This is a genomic window from Pseudomonas sp. R1-6 (assembly GCF_051132115.1).
Taxonomy (GTDB): domain Bacteria; phylum Pseudomonadota; class Gammaproteobacteria; order Pseudomonadales; family Pseudomonadaceae; genus Aquipseudomonas.
Genome location: NZ_CP071662.1, coordinates 4,548,730 through 4,566,841, shown reverse-complemented (window position 1 = coordinate 4,566,841; position 18,112 = coordinate 4,548,730). Strand labels below are relative to the sequence as shown.

The 18,112-nt window shown below is 60.3% G+C and carries 21 protein-coding genes; 8 read left to right on the top strand and 13 right to left on the bottom strand.

Translation table 11 applies throughout. The features are described 5' to 3' along the window. Positions 1 to 62: 62 nt before the first annotated feature. From J3P81_RS20645 to J3P81_RS20635, 3 genes are all read right to left on the bottom strand, one after another. Positions 63 to 971, bottom strand: coding sequence for an acyltransferase (locus J3P81_RS20645; RefSeq protein ID WP_434560619.1), 909 nt, complete (start codon positions 969 to 971; stop codon positions 63 to 65). After that, positions 972 to 3,071, bottom strand: a complete 2,100-nt coding sequence (gene pta, locus J3P81_RS20640) for a phosphate acetyltransferase (RefSeq protein WP_420765503.1) — start codon at positions 3,069 to 3,071, stop codon at positions 972 to 974. A gap of 89 nt (positions 3,072 to 3,160) precedes the next feature. Continuing rightward, positions 3,161 to 3,499, bottom strand: a complete 339-nt coding sequence (locus J3P81_RS20635; RefSeq protein WP_420765502.1) for a DUF3565 domain-containing protein — start codon at positions 3,497 to 3,499, stop codon at positions 3,161 to 3,163. Here J3P81_RS20635 and J3P81_RS20630 point away from each other — a divergent pair. From J3P81_RS20630 to J3P81_RS20620, 3 genes are all read left to right on the top strand, one after another. Further along, entirely contained in the window at positions 3,468 to 3,953 is a 486-nt protein-coding gene (locus J3P81_RS20630; RefSeq protein ID WP_265066092.1) for an FKBP-type peptidyl-prolyl cis-trans isomerase, read from the top strand. The two genes, J3P81_RS20635 and J3P81_RS20630, sit on opposite strands and share 32 nt — an antisense overlap. Positions 3,954 to 4,074: 121 nt before the next feature. Further along, positions 4,075 to 4,557: a glutathione peroxidase gene (locus J3P81_RS20625; protein ID WP_434560617.1), complete on the top strand. Its 483-nt coding sequence runs from the start codon at positions 4,075 to 4,077 to the stop codon at positions 4,555 to 4,557. Between the two features lie 189 nt (positions 4,558 to 4,746). Then, positions 4,747 to 5,850 carry an NADH:flavin oxidoreductase gene (locus J3P81_RS20620; protein ID WP_434560615.1) on the top strand — a complete coding sequence of 368 codons (1,104 nt, stop codon included), beginning with the start codon at positions 4,747 to 4,749 and terminating at the stop codon, positions 5,848 to 5,850. A gap of 56 nt (positions 5,851 to 5,906) precedes the next feature. On the opposite strand, the gene J3P81_RS20615 is transcribed toward J3P81_RS20620, so the two are convergent. Together J3P81_RS20615 and cysZ are read right to left on the bottom strand one after the other, a co-directional pair. Next, positions 5,907 to 7,082 carry a glycosyltransferase family 4 protein gene (locus J3P81_RS20615; RefSeq protein WP_434560613.1) on the bottom strand — a complete coding sequence of 392 codons (1,176 nt, stop codon included), beginning with the start codon at positions 7,080 to 7,082 and terminating at the stop codon, positions 5,907 to 5,909. Positions 7,083 to 7,146: 64 nt separating this feature from the next. Then, complete coding sequence (gene cysZ / locus J3P81_RS20610; protein WP_434560611.1) at positions 7,147 to 7,902, bottom strand: sulfate transporter CysZ; 756 nt, start codon at positions 7,900 to 7,902, stop codon at positions 7,147 to 7,149. A gap of 312 nt (positions 7,903 to 8,214) precedes the next feature. Between cysZ and trxB the strand changes: the two genes are divergently transcribed. Then, positions 8,215 to 9,177 (top strand): thioredoxin-disulfide reductase, encoded by a 963-nt coding sequence (trxB, locus tag J3P81_RS20605; protein WP_420765497.1) that lies wholly within the window; start codon positions 8,215 to 8,217, stop codon positions 9,175 to 9,177. Positions 9,178 to 9,372: 195 nt separating this feature from the next. Here the strand turns inward: trxB and J3P81_RS20600 are convergent, their stop codons facing one another. The 6 genes from J3P81_RS20600 to folM all read right to left on the bottom strand — a co-directional run bounded on the left by J3P81_RS20600 (position 9,373) and on the right by folM (position 13,193). Then, a complete protein-coding gene (locus J3P81_RS20600) occupies positions 9,373 to 10,623 on the bottom strand; it encodes a 2-aminoadipate transaminase (RefSeq protein WP_434560609.1) in 1,251 nt (416 codons plus the stop codon). 180 nt (positions 10,624 to 10,803) lie between these two features. Further along, a complete protein-coding gene (locus J3P81_RS20595; RefSeq protein ID WP_420765495.1) occupies positions 10,804 to 11,142 on the bottom strand; it encodes a HopJ type III effector protein in 339 nt (112 codons plus the stop codon). Beyond that, on the bottom strand, positions 11,135 to 11,431 hold the full coding sequence (locus tag J3P81_RS20590; protein WP_420765494.1) for a DUF1244 domain-containing protein: 297 nt from the start codon (positions 11,429 to 11,431) through the stop codon (positions 11,135 to 11,137). Before J3P81_RS20590 ends, J3P81_RS20595 begins: the two co-directional genes overlap by 8 nt. Positions 11,432 to 11,528: 97 nt before the next feature. Next, positions 11,529 to 11,909, bottom strand: coding sequence for a dihydroneopterin triphosphate 2'-epimerase (folX, locus tag J3P81_RS20585; RefSeq protein ID WP_434560607.1), 381 nt, complete (start codon positions 11,907 to 11,909; stop codon positions 11,529 to 11,531). Continuing rightward, positions 11,910 to 12,467 carry a GTP cyclohydrolase I FolE gene (gene folE, locus J3P81_RS20580; protein ID WP_434560605.1) on the bottom strand — a complete coding sequence of 186 codons (558 nt, stop codon included), beginning with the start codon at positions 12,465 to 12,467 and terminating at the stop codon, positions 11,910 to 11,912. Positions 12,468 to 12,488: 21 nt separating this feature from the next. After that, positions 12,489 to 13,193 carry a dihydromonapterin reductase gene (gene folM, locus J3P81_RS20575; RefSeq protein ID WP_420765491.1) on the bottom strand — a complete coding sequence of 235 codons (705 nt, stop codon included), beginning with the start codon at positions 13,191 to 13,193 and terminating at the stop codon, positions 12,489 to 12,491. A gap of 346 nt (positions 13,194 to 13,539) precedes the next feature. Here folM and J3P81_RS20570 point away from each other — a divergent pair, with 346 nt between their 5' ends. Continuing rightward, positions 13,540 to 14,499 carry a MerR family transcriptional regulator gene (locus tag J3P81_RS20570; RefSeq protein WP_434560603.1) on the top strand — a complete coding sequence of 320 codons (960 nt, stop codon included), beginning with the start codon at positions 13,540 to 13,542 and terminating at the stop codon, positions 14,497 to 14,499. Positions 14,500 to 14,506: 7 nt separating this feature from the next. On the opposite strand, the gene J3P81_RS20565 is transcribed toward J3P81_RS20570, so the two are convergent. Both J3P81_RS20565 and J3P81_RS20560 read right to left on the bottom strand, forming a co-directional pair. Continuing rightward, complete coding sequence (locus J3P81_RS20565) at positions 14,507 to 15,112, bottom strand: hypothetical protein (protein ID WP_420765489.1); 606 nt, start codon at positions 15,110 to 15,112, stop codon at positions 14,507 to 14,509. A 49-nt stretch (positions 15,113 to 15,161) separates the two neighbouring features. Beyond that, entirely contained in the window at positions 15,162 to 15,635 is a 474-nt protein-coding gene (locus J3P81_RS20560) for a PAS domain-containing protein (protein WP_434560601.1), read from the bottom strand. Positions 15,636 to 15,789: 154 nt separating this feature from the next. Between J3P81_RS20560 and J3P81_RS20555 the strand changes: the two genes are divergently transcribed. From J3P81_RS20555 to J3P81_RS20545, 3 genes are all read left to right on the top strand, one after another. After that, complete coding sequence (locus J3P81_RS20555; RefSeq protein ID WP_420765487.1) at positions 15,790 to 16,248, top strand: flavodoxin; 459 nt, start codon at positions 15,790 to 15,792, stop codon at positions 16,246 to 16,248. 132 nt (positions 16,249 to 16,380) lie between these two features. Further along, a complete protein-coding gene (locus J3P81_RS20550; protein WP_434560599.1) occupies positions 16,381 to 17,163 on the top strand; it encodes a class II aldolase/adducin family protein in 783 nt (260 codons plus the stop codon). Beyond that, a complete protein-coding gene (locus J3P81_RS20545) occupies positions 17,163 to 18,065 on the top strand; it encodes an alpha/beta fold hydrolase (protein ID WP_434560597.1) in 903 nt (300 codons plus the stop codon). The genes J3P81_RS20550 and J3P81_RS20545 overlap by 1 nt, the downstream gene beginning before the upstream one ends. Positions 18,066 to 18,112 lie beyond the last annotated feature (47 nt).

Below are 18,112 nucleotides of genomic sequence, written 5' to 3'. Positions count from 1 at the left end.
TTTGCCTCAGCAGTGACCATTGTGGGAGCGAGCTTGCTCGCGATGAGGCCGGTGCAGCCACCTCAAGACTTGTTGGGATATTCCCGATGCATCTGCTCAAGCAGCGCATCCTTGTCCTGCCACAGCTGGTTGATCCAACCCTGGAACTCCAGGCGATACTCCCCGTCCTGGTCGTAGCTTTTGCCAATGAACTGCGGCGGTATCTTCAGCTCCTGGAAGTGCACCACCACCTCGCCAACGTTGCCGCAGAGCAAATCCCAATACCCCGGGCGGCCGCCCGGATAATGAATCGTCACGTTGATGATCGACTCCAATTGTTCGCCCATCGCATCGAGCACAAACGCGATGCCGCCGGCCTTGGGCTTGAGTAGGTAGCGAAACGGTGATTGCTGCTGGGCATGCTTGCTTTCGGTGAAGCGCGTGCCCTCAACGAAATTGAAAATACCCACCGGGTTGTTGCGGAATTTCGCACAGGTGCTGCGGGTGGTTTCCAGGTCCTTGCCTTTCTTTTCCGGATGTTTTTCCAGGTAAGCCTTGGAGTAACGCTTCATGAACGGGAAGCCCAGTGCCCACCAGGCCAGGCCAATCACCGGCACCCAGATCAGCTCTTGCTTGAGGAAAAACTTCAACGGTCGGATGCGTCGGTTCAGCACGTACTGCAACACCATGATGTCGACCCAGCTTTGATGATTGCTGGTGACCAGATATGAGTGTTGGTAGTCCAGGCCTTCCAGCCCGCTGATATGCCAGCGGGTACGGCGCAACAGGTTCATCCAGGCCTTGTTGTTGCTGATCCAGGCTTCGTGGATATGGCTCATCAGCCAGTCGGTAAAACGCTGGACAGCGGGGAAGGGCAGCAACAGTTTGAAGATCGCCACGATGAACAGCGGCGTGCAGCAGGCGATGGTGTTCAACGCCAACAGCAGCGAGGCGATCACGCCCCGTACAGGGGGAGGCAGGAAATCCAGCATTTAAATATCCAGAGGTCGGTTGGCGGCTTGAATCGCGGTCAAGGCGATGGTGTAGACGATGTCATCGACCTGGGCACCACGCGGCAAGTCATTCACGGGCTTGCGCAGACCTTGCAGCATTGGCCCGAGGCTGACGCAATCGGCGCTGCGCTGCACGGCCTTGTGGGTGGTATTGCCGGTATTGAGGTCCGGGAAAATGAACACGGTGGCCCGACCTGCGACCTGGCTGTTGGGCGCCAGTTGCCGTGCCACGGCTTCGTTGGCGGCGGCATCGTATTGCAGCGGGCCGTCGATCAACAGCCCCTGTTGCGCCTCATGGGCCAGCAGCGTTGCTTCGCGGACCTTTTCCACTTCTTCGCCGCTGGCCGACTCACCGCTGGAATAGCTGAGCATCGCGACCCGTGGCGTGATGCCGAACGCCGCGGCGGAGTCGGCGCTTTGCAAGGCGATCTCGGCCAGTTCCGCAGCGCTTGGGTGCGGGTTCATCACGCAATCGCCATACACCAGCACTTCCTCGGGAAACAGCATGAAGAATACCGACGACACGAGCGAACAGCCCGGCGCGGTCTTGATCAATTGCAACGCCGGGCGGATGGTGTTGGCGGTGGAGTGGATGACGCCGGAGACGAGCCCGTCCACTTCATCCAGCGCCAGCATCATGGTGCCGATCACCACGGTGTCTTCCAGTTGCTGCTCGGCCATGGGAGCGTTCAGGCTTTTGCTCTTGCGCAGCCGCACCATGGGCTCGACGTAACGCTCGCGAATCACATCCGGGTCGAGAATCTCCAGCCCCGGCGGCAGTTCGATACCCTGGGCGCGGGCCACGGCCTCGACGTCGGCCGGTTTTGCCAGCAACACGCAGCGGGCGATGCCCCGCGCCTGGCAAATGGCGGCGGCTTGCACTGTCAGCGGTTCGCTGCCTTCCGGCAATACGATGCGTTTGTTGGCAGCCTGGGCGCGCTGGATCAGTTGATAGCGGAACACCGCCGGTGACAGGCGCATCTCCCGTGGCGTGCCGCAGCGCTGGTGCAGCCATCGGGCGTCCAGGTGGCTGGCGACAAAATCGGTGATTATTTCCGCGCGTTCGCGGTCATCGATGGGGATTTCCTTGTTCAAGCCGTTGAGCAGATTGGCGGTGTCGTACGAGCCGGTGCTCACCGACAGCACTGGCAACCCGGCCTGCAACGCACCGCGGCAAAGGTCCATGATGCGTGGATCGGGCAGGGTGTCGCTGGTCAGCAGCAGGCCGGCCAGCGGTACGCCGTTGATCGCCGCCAGGCTCACGGCGAGGATGATGTCGTCGCGATCGCCAGGGGTCACCACCAGTACGCCGGGCTTGAGCAGTTCCACGGTGTTGCGCATGGTGCGGGCGCAAATGATGATGTTGCTCATGCGCCGCGTTTCGTAGTCGCCGGCATTGAGCACCTGCGCGCCCATCAGGTCGGCCACGTCGCGGGTACGCGGGGCGTTGAGCTCGGGGCGAAACGGGATGCAGCCGAGCAGGCGGAAGTCGCCGCTGCGCAGCAACGGCGAATGTTCCTTCAGGCGCGCGGTGAACGCCTCCATGCTTTCGTCGGTGCGAACCTTGTTCAAGATCACGCCGAGGACTTTCGGGTCCTTGGGGCCGCCAAACAGTTGTGCCTGCAACTCGACGCGACCGGAAAGCTCCGTCAGCACTTCGTTTTCCGGCGCCGACACCAGGATCACTTCGGCGTCCAGGCTCTTGGCCAGGTGCAGGTTGACCCGGGCGGCGTAGCTCGCGCTGCGGGTCGGGACCATGCCCTCGACGACCAGTACGTCCTTGCCGACGGCGGCCTGCTGATAGAGGGTGATGATTTCTTCCAGCAGCTCATCGAGCTGGCCATCGCCGAGCATGCGCTCCACATGAGCCAGGCCCAGCGGTTGCGGCGGTTTGAGGCCGTGGGTGCGGGCCACCAGTTCGGTGGAGCGTTCCGGGCCGGTATCGCCAGGATGAGGCTGGGCAATGGGTTTGAAAAAGCCGACTTTGAGCCCGGCCCGTTCCAGGGTACGCACCAGCCCGAGGCTGATGGAGGTCAGGCCCACGCCAAAATCGGTGGGTGCGATAAAAAAAGTTTGCATGCGGATTCTCTAAGGGTGCATGGCCAGTGCCCTGTATTTGCGAAACAGGGCACCAGGGCGCGACCTATGACTGGTCATCTACCCACAATTCAGTCGCCAAGGTTATCGCTAACCGGGCCTTGAGCGCACCAGCCGCAAGCAAAGGGCTGGCCGATTTTTTCAATACGTTGCGCCGGGTCCAGTACCCAGGCCCGGGATTGCCACGGTGGCTGGTGGCGCAGGTGCTGGGTGTGGCCGCAAGACAGCTCGACGACCCAGTGTCCGTCCTCATCCTGGCGGAAACCCGTGACCGTTGGTCTGTTCGAGCTAGCCCGTTTGTCCGGGTTCCGTTCGCTTTCGGGCAAATCCTTGTTTAGACTTGTCCGTTCTTCATTCTTATGCAAAAGGTCTCGCCCCATGCTGATCGCCGCCAATAAGGCTGTCTCCATCGACTATACCCTGACCAACGACGCTGGTGAGGTCATCGACAGCTCTGCCGGCGGCGCTCCGCTGGTCTACCTGCATGGTGCAGGCAACATCATCCAGGGCCTGGAAAAAGCCCTCGAAGGCAAAACCACCGGCGACGAGCTGAACGTGACCGTCGAGCCGGAAGACGCCTACGGCGAGTACTCCGCCGAACTGGTCAGCACCCTGAGCCGCAGCATGTTCGAAGGTGTGGATGAGCTGGAAGTCGGCATGCAGTTCCACGCTTCGGCGCCGGATGGCCAGATGCAGATCGTCACCATTCGCGACCTGGACGGCGATGACGTCACCGTTGACGGCAACCACCCGTTGGCCGGCCAGCGCTTGAACTTCCAAGTCAAGATCGTCGATATCCGTGACGCCAGCCAGGAAGAAGTTGCCCATGGCCACGTCCATGGCGAAGGCGGCCATCACCACTGATTCCTGCGTACGTTCAAGGAACCAGTGAACTGGAAAGGCGCCATACGGCGCCTTTTTAGTCGCTTGCTGTTAGCATCACCCATGGCTGTATCGAAAAGATCTGCAAACCTGGAGTTTCGTCATGAGTGCTTTCCACGACCTTAAACTGACAACCCTGGATGGTCAGGAGCTTCCTCTGGCACCGTTCAAAGGGCAAGTCGTGCTGGTGGTCAACGTTGCCTCCAAATGTGGCCTGACGCCTCAATACGCGGCGCTGGAAAATCTCTACCAGCGGTACAAGGACAAGGGCTTCAGTGTGCTGGGCCTGCCCTGCAACCAGTTCGCCGGACAAGAGCCTGGAACCGAGCAGCAAATCCAGGAATTCTGCAGCCTCAACTATGGCGTGACGTTCCCGCTGTCCAGCAAGCTGGAAGTGAACGGTCACGAACGTCATCAGCTCTATCGTCTGCTGGCGGGCGAGGGCGCCGAGTTCCCAGGAGACATCACCTGGAACTTCGAAAAATTCCTGCTCGGCAAGGACGGCCGGGTGCTGGCGCGTTTCTCGCCGCGCACGCCGCCCGATGATCCTGCGGTGATCCAGGCGATCGAAAAAGCCCTGAGCTAAACCGTCAGGCGAACCTTTGTGGCGAGAGGATACATCCCCTCGCCACGTATTGCGGACCTCAAAACAAAAGCGTTCTCTCGGCTCCCTTCTGATCCTTAATCACTCCAATCAATAGTGCTACCCATCACTGCTTCGGCTCCATATTATCGTCGTCATATATGAACCGTGACCGATCCCGTGGAGTGCCCCATGCCTGTACAAGCCCTGTTCAAACCCTTTCAGCTCGGCACGTTCCAGCTGCCGACCCGGGTCGTGATGGCGCCGATGACCCGTTCCTTTTCGCCGGGCGGCGTACCGAACAGCAAGGTGATCGAGTACTACCGTCGTCGCGCGGCGGCCGGGGTTGGCCTGATCATCACCGAGGGCACGACGGTCGGTCACAAGGCGTCCAATGGCTACCCGAACGTACCGCATTTCTACGGTGACGCCGCGCTGGCGGGTTGGAAGAAAGTAGTCGATGCGGTGCACGCCGAAGGCGGCAAGATCGTTCCGCAACTGTGGCACGTAGGCAATGTCCGACGCCTCGGTACCGAGCCGGACGGCGCCGTACCAGGCTATGGCCCGACTGAAAAGCTCAAGGATGGCCAGGTCGTGGTTCACGGCATGAGCCAGGCAGACATCGACGAAGTCATCGCCGCCTTCGCCCAAGCGGCAAAAGATGCCAAGGGTATCGGCATGGACGGCGTCGAGATCCACGGCGCCCACGGCTATCTGGTGGATCAGTTTTTCTGGGAAGGCAGCAACCAGCGCACGGACGGTTACGGCGGCGACCTGGCCAACCGTTCGCGCTTCGCCATCGAGCTGATCCGCGCCGTGCGCGCTGCGGTGGGCGAAGATTTTCCGATCATTTTCCGATTTTCTCAATGGAAGCAGCAGGACTACATTGCGCGCCTGGTGCAGACGCCTGAGGCGCTGGAAGCGTTCCTCAAGCCGTTGGCCGATGCCGGCGTGGATATTTTCCATTGCTCCACGCGTCGGTTCTGGGAGCCTGAGTTCGACGGTTCGGACCTGAACCTGGCCGGCTGGACCCGCAAGCTCACCGGCAAGCCAACGATTACCGTCGGCAGCGTCGGCCTGGACGGCGAGTTCCTGCAGTTCATGGTCAATACCGACAAGGTTGCCCAACCGGCCAGCCTGGAAAACCTGCTGGAGCGCCTGAACAAGGAAGAGTTCGACCTGGTGGCGGTGGGCCGTGCTCTGCTGGTGGATCCCGACTGGGCGCAGAAAGTGCGTGACGGGCGTGAGCAGGACATCCTGCCGTTCAGTCGCGAGGCGTTGATGACCTTGGTGTAAGCGGCGTCTGCCTTCGCGAGCAGGCTCGCGATGGCTGCCTCGGCATCATCGGATAATCAACGCACAGTCGGCGCAGCAGGCAGCACCTGCTCGCCGACACAAGCGCTTCGCAATAACGCCTCGAACTGCTCGATCACCGCCCCCCAGCCCTGGCGGCTGGCATGCTGGCGCGCGTTGAGCCTCACGCAACGCAAGGCCTCTGGCTCTTCCAGCAGCCAACGGGCCGCGTCGCAAAATGCCTCTTCATCCCCAGGCATCGCCAATACGCCGTTATAGCCATGACGGATGTGCTGCGCCGCCGCGGCCTGGTCGTAGGCCACCACGCCCAGCCCGGATGCCAGTGCTTCCAGCACAACGTTGCCGAAGGTTTCGGTCAGGCTCGGAAAGACAAACACATCCCCGGACGCGTAATGGGCGGCCAGCGCTTCGCCACGTTGCGCCCCGCAGAATATCGCCTCGGGCAGTTGTTGCTCGAGAGCGAGCCGCTGTGGGCCGTCTCCAACGATCACCAGTTTGATTTGCCGTGTCGCAAAAGCACTGCGCAGGGTGTCGAAACTGCGTTTGAGCAGCGCCAGGTTTTTCTCCGGCGCCAGGCGTCCCACATGAAGCACCGCGATAGCGTCATCATCCAGGCCCCAGCTCTTGCGCAAGGCGGCTGAGCGTTTGGCCGGATGAAACAAATGGCTATCCACGCCACGGGACAACAATGCCACGCGTTCGAAATGCCGGCGTTCCAGTTCCAGGCGCTGGCTGACGCTGGGCACCAGCGTCAGGCTTGAGCGGTTATGGAACCAGCGCAAGTAATGCGTGAGCCCACGGCTCAGCAGGCCGAGGCCGTATTGCTGGGTGTATTGCTGGAAGTTGGTATGGAAGCCACTGACCACCGAAATACCCAGGCGCCGCGCGGCACGCAACGCAGACAAGCCCAGCGGCCCTTCGGTGGCGATATACAACACGTCCGGGCGATGACGCTTCCAGCGCCGCAACAGCTTGTGCATCGAAGCCTGTCCCCACTGCAAACCCGGATACCCCGGCAATGGCCAGCCCCGGCACAGCAGCAATTGGTCATCACTGGTCAGACCCAGGTCTCCCGCCTGGCGAGGGCGAATCAGTTCTACCCGATGCCCGCGGGCGCGCAAACCGTCATGAAGACGACCCAGGGTATTGGCTACGCCATTGATTTCCGGCGCAAAGGTTTCGGTGACGAGCGTAACGTGCAGGAGTGTGGTCATGGCCCCAGTGTCGACCGGGGCCGTTTCGCCAGTGTGACGTCAGGATGACGGATTCGTGACCGGGTCAGCCCTGACGCGCCAGCGCCGTCTCGGCGCCTTGCTCCCGCACCCAGAACAACGTCGCCCCGGCCACCGCCGCCGGCATCATCAGAATGTTCACGAAGGGAATCAGCAGCACCAGGTACACGCTGCCGCCAAAACCCAGGCTCTGCCAGCGCTTTTCCCGCAGCCAGGCGAGCATTTCGTTCCAGCCCAGCTTATGGTTGTCCGCCGGGTAGTCGATGTACTGGATGGCCATCATCCAGATCCCGAACAGCAACCACAGTGGCGCGGCCACCAGATTGACCACCGGGATGAACGACAGCATGAACAGCCCCAGGGCCCGGGGCAGAAAATAACCGAGCTTGCGCGCCTCTCGAGCCAGGGTGCGCGGGACCATGGCGACCAACTCGCCCCAACTGAACGCTGGGAAATCATCCGTGCCGCGCACTACCACTTCGACCTTCTCGGCGAGAAAACCGTTGAAAGGCGCCGCGATGATGTTGGCAAGCATGGTGAAAGTGAAAAATACCATCAGCACCACAAGGACGACGAACAGAGGCCACAGGACATAGCTCAGGAAACTCAGCCAATCCGGCAGCGACGGCATCAGCGTGTCGACCCACAGGCTGAACTGGTGGCCGGCGAGGTAGATCAGCCCGACGAACAGCACCAGGTTGACAGCCAGCGGCAGCAGAACAAAAAGGCGCAGGCTGGGGCTCAGGACCAATTTGAGCCCTTCGCGCAAATATTGCGGGCCGGACAGGACGGGGGCGGGCATAGGTGGCTCCAAGGGTAGTGGACGCGCCCGACCTTACCGACTTTGCCTTGTGCGGGAAAGTCGCGACACGGCGTGTAACAAAGGTTTAGCGCAGGTTTGTCGCTATCGGCGGCGTCGCGGCGGATAGAGCTCACCTATGAGCTGGATTGTTAAACCGTATTTCCTTAATCTTCGGTCCCTCGATACGCTGCACCCATTCTTTTTACAGGACTGTCGAACCCAAGCCTTCCCCAAGTGCATCAACAGTCTTTTTTTATTCGCGCCGCTCAGCCGGCGTTCCGGGCCGCAGGGTCCGGTCAACAGGAGCAGGTCATGTCTGAAGTCCGTCATTCGCGTGTGATTATTCTCGGTTCCGGCCCTGCCGGTTACAGCGCCGCGGTTTATGCGGCACGTGCCAACCTCAAGCCGTTGCTGATCACCGGCATGCAAGCCGGCGGTCAATTGACCACCACCACCGAAGTCGACAACTGGCCAGGCGACGTCCACGGCCTGACCGGCCCGGCCTTGATGGAGCGCATGAAAGAACACGCCGAGCGCTTCGAGACCGAGATCGTCTTCGACCACATCAATGCCGTGGATTTCGCCGCCAAGCCATACACCTTGACCGGCGACAGCGCGACCTACACTTGCGATGCCCTGATCATCGCCACCGGCGCCAGCGCTCGTTACCTGGGCCTGCCGTCGGAAGAAACGTTCATGGGCAAAGGCGTTTCGGCCTGCGCTACCTGCGACGGTTTCTTCTACCGCAACAAACCCGTGGCGGTGGTCGGCGGCGGCAACACCGCGGTCGAGGAAGCGCTGTACCTGGCCAACATCGCCAGCACGGTCACCCTGGTTCACCGTCGCGAAACCTTCCGCGCCGAGAAGATTTTGATCGACAAGCTCAACGCCCGCGTCGCCGAAGGCAAGATCATCCTCAAGCTCAACGCGACCCTGGACGAAGTGTTGGGTGACAACATGGGCGTGACCGGCGCGCGCTTGAAGAACAACGATGGCAGCTTCGAAGAAATCAAGGTTGACGGCGTATTCATCGCCATCGGCCACACGCCGAATACTTCGTTGTTCGAAGGCCAGCTGGAGCTCAAGGACGGCTACCTGGTCGTCAAGGGTGGCCGCGACGGCAACGCTACCGCCACCAGCGTCGAAGGTATCTTCGCCGCCGGCGACGTGGCCGACCACGTCTACCGCCAGGCCATCACCTCGGCTGGCGCTGGTTGCATGGCGGCTCTGGACACCGAACGTTACCTGGACGGCCTGCAGAACGTTTCGTTCTGATTCATCGGGCATTAAAAAAACCGGCTTCGGCCGGTTTTTTTGTGCTTGGTGTTTAACGCAACTTCATGGGCGGTTTCTGTGGGAGCGAGCTTGCTCGCGATGGCGTCAGACCAGTCAATGTCGGTGCTGGCTGATATACCGCGATCGCGAGCAGGCTCGCTCCCACAAGGTTATGTGTGGTCAGGAAAACCTAGATCAGGCCAGTTCCGCCAGGCACGCCTCCAGGATGTCCAAGCCCTCTTCCAGCACCGCCGCTTCGGTCGTCAACGGCGCCAGCAGCCGGATGATGTGCCGCGATTTACCACTGGGCATCAGCAGCAGGCCCGACTCACGTGCCAGGGCCAGCAGTTGTGTCAGTAGTGCCGGGGCCGGGGTGCCATCGGCGTGGGCCAGTTCGATCCCGCGCATGGCGCCGACGCCGGTCAGGCGGCCCAGGTACGGCGACAGCCCACGGCGGCGCCACGACTCGTAGCGGCTGACGATCGCTTCTTCCTGTTGTGCGCCCCATGCGTGGAGATTGGCGTCAGTCATTTCATCCAGCGTTGCCAGCGCGGCGGCGCAGGCGATGGGGTTGCCAGAATAGGTCCCACCGAGCCCACCCTTTGGCAGGTTATCCATCAGCGACTTGCGCCCTACCACCGCCCCCAGAGGGACACCGCCAGCGATGCTTTTGCCCAGCAGGATCAGGTCCGGGTCGATCCCCAGTCGCGAGAACGCGAAGCGCTGGCCGGTGCGGCCGAAACCGGACTGGATCTCATCGACGATCAGCACGATGCCCTTGTCGTCGCAGAACTGCCGCAACGCCTGGGCGAACGCCACGTCCATCGCCAGGAAACCGGCTTCGCCCTGCACCGGCTCGACGATGAAACAGGCCACGTCGTTTACATCGATCTCGACGCTGAACAGCCTGTCCATGGCTTTCAGCGCTTCGGCGCACGTCACGCCATTGTCGTGGCTGGGGTAGGGCAGGTGATAGACCGGTCCGGGCAGTACGCCGACTTTCTGTTTGTACGGCGCGACCTTGCCGTTGAGATTGAGGGTGGCGAGGGTTCGCCCATGGAAGCCGCCGTCGAAAGCAATCACGGCAGTGCGTCCCGTGGCGCCGCGCACGATCTTCAAGGCATTTTCAGCCGCTTCGGCGCCGCTGTTGGTCAGCATGCCGCTCACCGGATAACCGACCGGGATGAATGCGGCCAGGCGCTCCATCAATTGGACGTAAGGCGCGTGGGGCGCGGCATTGAAGGCGTAGTGCGTCAGGCGGGTGGCTTGCTCGCGGATCGCCTCGACGATGCGAGGATGACAATGGCCCAGATTCAACACGCCAATGCCACCCACGAAATCAATATAGCGCTTGGCGTCGCAATCCCAGACCTCGGCATTTTTCCCGTGGCTGAGACTGACGGGGTGAACGAAGGAAATCGATTGGCTGATGCTGTCGCGGCTCATGGATGACGGCTCGGAAGAAGAAAGGATTTGCCTTATCTAAGCCGCGAGAAGCAGTGCCCGGCAAACGAAATAAAGTCGCCGGGTCAATCATAAAAGTCGGGATGTGGTGAGGTGCCATTTAACTTGAGACGTATTCCCCGTAGCGAGGGAACAAGCTCCCTCGCTACGACAGCGGGTGAATCAGCGGCGTTGCAATGGCTGGGCTTCGAACTTCACCCCCGCCAACCCGTGGGCTATCAGCGCGCGGATATTGCCGTGGTCGCTGCCTTCGGGCGTGTTCAGTACCGAACGGTAGTGCTCGCCGAATGCCAGGAGCGCCTCTTTGTCGCTCAAGCCTTCAAGCAGTGCCAGGCCCAACGTCTTGCAGGAGCCTTCGTTCTGCCCGGCCGCGTTCTTCACGCCACCGTTGTCGAAGGCCTGGGGCTGGTAGTCGTAGCCTTCGGCAATGAACGCCAGGGTGTCGGCAAAGACATGCTCACCGCTCTCGAGGCTGGCGCGGAAAGTGTTCAGGTCAAGCATCGGGGTTTCCTTTGGCAAACGCCGCTTGCTGCTCGGCATTGGCTTCTTTCTGGTATTGGGCTTTCCATTCGGCATAGGGCATGCCGTAGACAACTTCGCGCGCATCATCGAGGCTGACCTCGACCTGGCGCTCATCGGCGGCGGCCTTGTACCACTTGGACAGGCAGTTGCGGCAGAAACCGGCGAGGTTCATCAGGTCGATGTTCTGCACATCCTTGCGGCTGTCGAGGTGGGCAACCAGCCGGCGGAAAGCGGCGGCTTCAAGTTCGAGGCGTTGTTGGTCGTTCATGAGGGTCTCTGCGAGACAGCTTCAAGCGGCGAGCTTCAAGCTGCTAGTTGGTTTGCGGCGTTCAGGCTTGAAGGTTACAGCTTGAGACTGTTGGCGGCTACGGAGTAGCCCTGCTTGCTGCGAGCGTGATCGATACGGACTCGGCGAAGCGCAACGCGTGTGGCTTGTCGACTTCGACCTCGGCGTACAGCACCGACTCGTTCGCCATGACCAGGTCCAGCAACTCCTGGGTGAGGCGTTCGAGCAGGGCGAAGCGATTGTTTTCCACATGGGCAATGACTGCCTTGGTAATGGTGCGGTAGTTCAGGGCGTGGTCGATGTCGTTGTCGCGCACGGCCTCTTGAGCCGCGTAGAGGATGGTCAGGTTGATCAGCACATCCTGCTTGTTGAGGATTTCATCCTCATTGATGCCGATGAACGTACGCAGGCGCAGGTCCTTGACCTTGATACGCGCCATGGCGGGTTGAAGTTGAGGCATTTATTGGCTCCGTCGAATCAATTGCAGAAACTCCTGACGCGTGGTGCTGGATTCGCGAAAGGCACCGAGCATCACCGAGGTGTTCATGGTCGAGTTCTGTTTTTCCACACCGCGCATCATCATGCACATGTGTTGGGCTTCGATCACCACCGCAACGCCGGCAGCCTGGGTGACCTCCTGCACGGCGTCGGCAATTTGCCGGGTGAGATTCTCCTGGATTTGCAGGCGGCGGGCGAACATGTCCACCAGCCGGGCGACCTTCGACAGCCCCAGGACCTTGCCCGTTGGAATATAAGCCACATGGGCCTTGCCGATGAAGGGCAGCAGGTGATGTTCGCACAGTGAATAAAGCTCGATGTCGGCGACGATCACCATTTCATCGCTGTCGGAAGCAAACAGAGCGCCGTTGACGATCTGCTCGACGCTTTGCTCGTAGCCATGACACAGGTACTGCATGGCCTTGGCCGCGCGCACCGGAGTATCCAGCAGGCCTTCGCGCTCCGGGTCTTCGCCCAGGCCGATCAGGATCTCACGGTAATGCTGGGGCGAAAGCGCCATGGATACTTCCTCGAGCCGTGACTATTTGATGTGCCGCCCGCCATTTACCGTCAGGGTCGTGCCGGTGACATATGAGTTATCCAGCAGATAACGCAAACTCTGGTACATGACTTCGCTGCCGGGCTCGATACCCAGCGCGGACTTGGCCAGGGCCTTGGCACGATAGGTTGGGTCGTCGCCGGGATTGAACAGTAGCAGGGCCGGGGCGATACCGTTGACTTTGATGGCCGGTGCATACTTCGCCGCAAATGACAGTGTCAGACTTTCGAGGCCGGCCTTGGTGGCGCAATAGGCGATGTGCTTGCTGCTGCCTTTGCGTGTCACGTCATCGCTGATGTGCACGATATCCGCTGGGACCGAACGACGCAGAAGCTCGGCGCAATGCAGGTTGATCAAGTAAGGCGCGAGCATATGGACGCCAAACATGGCGTTGAACGCGGTGGCTTCGCTATCCGGCGTCTCTGCCAGCCAGGCCGAGGCGTTGTGCACGATGGCTCGCAACTGGTCGGTGTGCTGCTTGAGCAGATCGATGAACGCCAGGATTCCCGGTTCGCTGGCAAGATCGGCAAACAGCACCGTGGCCCCCAGGTCCCGCAGCGTCTGCACGCCCGGGCGTTCGGTGCGGTAAGTGGCTATGACCGGCTGCCCGTCCTCCAATAAACGTCGGGCGCAGTGCAGGCCGACGCGTTGGGCTGCGCCGGTGATCAGGATCGGGGCGGTGGACATGGGACGGTTCGGCTCGGTTCGCGGCACAAGCAAAAACTATAACAGCGACGGCCGGCGCCTCCTATGCGTAAAGACGAATCCAGCGCTGGGGCGCTGTCAGGGGGTTAACGATTTCGAGACCGGTTCCCTTGACCGGGGACCCAGACATTTTGTTTCGCTTTGTAACGAGGGCTATGGGAAAAACGCCCCGTGGGCGTTGGGCTGCGCCTGGTAGCAGGGTGCGCGAGCATTGTTCCTTTCGAGCAATAAACAACGAATCCGCAGGGCGGACGTGTTTGTCCTTGTCAGCCTATGGCAGGAAAGGGGTAAACTGGGATCCAATTTTCCAGCTGGGAAATCCAGGCAAATGAGCGCGATAGTCGAGGAAAACCACCCTTCTCAGGCATCTGTCGCTTCGACCCGCGAGGATTTGCTTCCGATTCGGGAAGTCGCCCGGTTGACGGGGGTCAACCCGGTGACCTTGCGTGCATGGGAGCGTCGCTACGGCCTGATCCAGCCCACACGCACCGAAAGCGGGCATCGCTTGTATTCTTTGATCGATATCGAAAAGGTGCGGAGCATTCTCGCCTGGATCGAGCGCGGGGTCGCCGTGAGCAAGGTGGGTAAGATCCTTGCGAAAACCGAATCGGTACGGCCAGTCTCCAAGTTTATTTCACCCGATCTGGTTCGTGCCGATTACAGCGATTGGCAGCAGCAGGTGTCGGATGCGGTCGGCAATTTTGACGACATCGAACTGGATCGTGTCTACGGAAAGATTTTCTCGAGTTACGCCGAGCCCGTGGTATTCCAGGACATTCTGATGCCGCTCTGGCGAGACCTGCTGCATCGCCAGCATGAGTTCGGGCATACCAGCGAATGGCTGTTCTTCGACGGTTTCCTGCGTTCGCGGGTCATGCACCGTCTCTTGCTCAAGCGTGAGGCAACCTCGCGGCGAGTGCTGGTCAGTGCCGTTGCTGGTCAATGCCGGGAGTTGGAGTTGCTGGTAACAGCGCTGTTCGTTTCCAAGGCAGAGGTGGGCGTGCGGGTCATGCCCGTCGGGCAGCCCTTTGATGAACTGACGCTGGTTTGCCAGAAGATCCGGCCGTTGGCGTTGGTGCTGGTCTCCAATCATGCACCGGCCGCCGAATTGCCCAGGCGGCTGACCAAATTGGCGATGGGCCTGGATTGTCCCCTGTTGCTGGCCGGCGAAGCCTCCGATCTGGCACAGGAAAGCCTGGCGGGATCGCCGATCGCTTGTCTGGGAAATGAGGGTTCGGTGATGGGGCAGCGCTTGCATCAGTTCCTGGCGGGTAACCTGGATACGTGAACCGCGTTTAGAAGTGCATCGCCGGATGGGTCAGGCGGTGCTGTTGCAGGATGTATTGGCGCAGGCGCTCGGTTTCGTCCTGGTCATGCTGGGCCAGGTGATAGGCATACATGCCTTGCTCTGTTTCCCGTTCGAAAGTCCCGCGAAGAGAAATCCTTTCATAGCCAGACGGGCTGAACCACAGGGCAAATTGCTTGGGCGGCTTGGTGCGATTGCGTATTTCCAGCAATACGCCTTTGCAAGAGACCTCGTGCACCCATAAGGGCCCTGGCTGGCCCTTGGCGTTCTCCAGGGCGACCGGCTCATCGAGCGTCAAGCGCCACGGGCGCACCTTCGGCCCCTCTTCATAGATGCTCGGCACACCCAGGCGAAGGTGCATCGCGTGGAATTCATCTTCGACGAGTTGTAACGGAAAGGTCATCTGTTGATTTTCGAAATTGGCCTGCAGCGTGACCTGTTCGTTCGCCGCCAGGCGTGTCAGCAGATCACGGATCTGCGAACCACCGTTTACCAGCAAGCTCGACGTTACATCCCGCTCGTTCAACTGCGGGTTGTGCTGCATGGTCCGGATGAAATCCAGCTCATCCTGGGTGAGAAGGGCGTCGCGCTGCATAAGGTGCTCGAAAAAAATTACTTTCACCGGTGATTGTAGTGACTGACCGCTAATTCGCGGTTTTGTTTTCGCCATTCGTCGCATGGAGGCGCGCGACGGTTTCCCGTGCTTCAGCCAACTCCGCTTCCAGTTGGGTAATGCGCTGTTGAGCCTTCACTTGGGCCGTTACGTCTTTTTGCACACCGACGAAATAGGTGTGGCCGTCAGCCTCGTTTTTCACCGTGGACAGCGACAACTCGTTCCAGAACGGTGTGCCGTCCTTACGGTAGTTGCGCAGGATCTGCCGGCAGGAGCCGCCTTGCTTCAACGTCGTGCGAATGAATTCGAGGGAAGGCTGGTCGCGATCACCCGACTGCAAAAAACGGCAGTCCTGGTAGAGGATTTCGTCACTGCTATAGCCAGTCAGCCGCTCGAATGCAGGGTTCACGTAGATCAGTATGTTGTCTTCGCCTTCCTTCTCGGCGATGACGATCCCGTCGTTCGAAGCGTTGATCACCAATTGCATCAGATGAGCGTTGATCATGAAACCTTCCCTGTTGAGCAGCCGAATAAACGCTTTATAAAAAAGAACGTCGAGCGATATCTATTTGCCATTATCTGGTGTTGAGAGTCAATCGCAGCTTTTACCCGCAGCCTGTTACTATTCCGGTCTTCTATTCAGCTTCAGGATCAGATTGATGAAAGTCGCGATTCTTTCCGGCTCCGTATACGGCACGGCCGAAGAAGTTGCCCGCCACGCCGAAACAATGTTGCGTGATGCCGATTTCGAAACCTTCCTTAATCCGCGGGCAACCTTGGCGGATATCCTGTCCTTCGGACCACAAGCGTTGCTGGCCGTAACGTCGACAACGGGCATGGGTGAGCTGCCGGACAACCTGATGCCGCTGTACTCAATGATTCGCGACCAGTTGCCCGCATCGTTCCGCGGCTTGCCTGGCGCTGTCATCGGCCTGGGTGATGCCAGTTATGGCGACACGTTCTGCGGCGGCGGCGAGCAGATGTGTGAATTGTTCGCCGAGCTGGGCGTGCAGCAAGTACTGCCTATGTTGCGCTTGGATGCCAGTGAAAGCGTTACGCCTGAGTCGGATGCCGAACCCTGGCTGAAGGAGTTGATCGGCAAATTGAAGCCGGCCTGATGTGACCCGCTCGGCCAGTAAGCTGGCTGCCAATGCAACTACCGCCCTCGCTGGAGCTGACTAGACTGGTTTTCTTGTTCACGAAGAAGTGGACGTTTTCTTATAACAAGAAGCCAGAGAGAGGTCATAGCCGTGAGCGTAGCGTCCCTTCAATCGGCAGCCGGCATCAAGGATCAGGTCAGTGCAGCCGAATGGCAAACCCGAGTCGATCTAGCGGCCTGTTATCGGCTGATCGCGCTGCATGGCTGGGACGACCTGATCTTCACCCATGTCTCTGCGAAGGTGCCTGGCACGGAAGAGTTTCTGATCAATCCGTACGGCTTGATGTTCCAGGAAATCACCGCCTCGAACCTGGTCAAGATCGATCAGGCTGGCAACAAGCTGATGGACAGCCCCTACGAGATCAACCCCGCGGGCTATACCATCCACAGCGCGATTCACGAGGTGCGGCACGACGTGGCGTGTGTGCTGCACACCCACACCGCCGCCGGCGTCGCGGTGTCGGCGCAGAAGCAAGGAGTGCTCCCGATCAGCCAGCAGTCGTTGTTCGTACTGTCGAGCCTGGCGTACCACCCTTATGAAGGGGTGGCTTTGAGTCCTGAGGAAAAAGTCCGCCTGCAAGCTGACCTCGGTGAGAACAACTTCCTGATGTTGCACAACCATGGCCTGCTGACCTGCGGCGGGACGATTGCCGATACGTTCCTGATGATGTTCATTTTCCAGCGAGCCTGCGAAATCCAGGTCCTTGCCCAGACCGGCGGCGCCGAGCTGATTGCCATCGAGCCGCAGGTGCTGGCCGGTGCCCGTGCGATGGTGGCCGGCGTGACCAAGAGCGGCCAGGGCATGGGAGGCGCGTTGGCCTGGCCGGCGCTCCTGCGCAAACTCGACCTGCAAGATCCGAGTTATAAGAGCTGATGCCCATGGTCCAGATCCCCTTGCGTATCTGGCGCCAGCGCGGCCAGACGTTCATGTTTCGTGGCCACGCTATCCGTTACTGGACTGCGGGGCACGGCGAGCCATTGCTGCTAATCCACGGGTTCCCTACCGCAAGCTGGGATTGGCACTACCTTTGGCAGCCGCTGGCACAACGTTATCGGGTGATTGCCTGCGACATGCTCGGTTTTGGTGACTCCGCCAAGCCAGTGGACCATGTCTACAGCCTGCTCGAACAGGCCGATCTGCAACAGGCACTGCTGGCCCACCTGAATGTGACGCAAGCGATCCATATACTGGCCCATGACTACGGCGACAGTGTGGCGCAGGAGCTCATCGCCCGGCATGGCGAGGCACGCGCCAATGTCGCCAGTTGCACCTTTCTCAATGGTGGTTTATTCCCGGAGACCCATCGTCCGGTGCTGATGCAAAAACTGTTGCTCAGCCCTCTGGGTTGGCTGATTGGCCGGGCGTTTTCCAGGGATGGCCTGGTCAAGAGTTTCCGACGGATCTTCGGCCCTTGGACTGCTCCCACCGAGAGTGAACTGGATGATTACTGGAGCCTGGTCGAAACCCATCGCGGGCCACGGATCATGCACAAACTCATTGCCTATATCCCGGAGCGGCGCGTGCAGCGTGATCGCTGGGTCAACGCGATGCTGCGCGGCGAGGTGCCCATGCGGGTGATCGATGGGGCGTTCGATCCCATTTCCGGCGCGCATATGGTGGCGCGCTACCAAGCCCTGGTTCCCAACGCCGACACAGTGTTATTGCCCGATATTGGTCACTACCCCCACACCGAGGCGCCCGTACAGGTGCTCAAGCATTACCTCGCGTTTCGTGAAGCCATCGCTGCGCCTTCCCGGCAACTGGCGTGTTCCTGACGCTTGCCTTCAGGGCGACGTAGCGCAACCGGGGCATCATCCCTGCA